1 protein-coding gene is annotated in these 593 nt (G+C 42.0%); it reads right to left on the bottom strand.

What is annotated here, in order from left to right:
- The coding region (locus tag IDG60_RS28410) for a putative inorganic carbon transporter subunit DabA (RefSeq protein ID WP_206161167.1) at nt 1-593 on the bottom strand (593 nt) is incomplete at both ends.

Below are 593 nucleotides of genomic sequence, written 5' to 3' on the forward strand. Positions count from 1 at the left end.
TGACACCAACACCTGACGTGACGGTTTGTGTCGCTTTATTCCCACTTCCGTAAAAATGCGGCGCAACTGTCGACGCATAATATTGTAAATTAATCCATTGTGCCACAAGCGCCGGACCAGAAATGATAGTATTTAACAATTTGCCATCTTTATCTTTACGCCAATCATAATTGTGTAAAAATGTCCGCCCTTCTAAATCAATGCCTTTTGTTAATTGGCGTCGTCCAATTATAAATGATGCATTTTTAGCCAAGCCCCATTCTGGACGTACCTCACTCCAATCACTCGCAAACCGCTGCGCTTCTTCCACTGGATGATTCACACGACCAATCGTTGGCAGTTTGTCCAAACGTTCGCGATTCGCGTGTTCAGAAATCATCGGCATCGCGTCATTCAATGATTCATATGCATCTAAAGCAATAGAAGATAATGTGTCTGGCACATATACCCATGCCAACGTATCAGTAGACGTATGATGTTCTGCTGCCGCAAAAACAGTTGTCTCTGGAATATACACACCTGATTGTTTTAATCCTTGTCTGACATTTGGACGATTACATATCATCGCTAATAACTTAGCATTAAAACCGCTT

It is taken from the genome of Staphylococcus sp. EG-SA-2, from assembly GCF_017152085.1.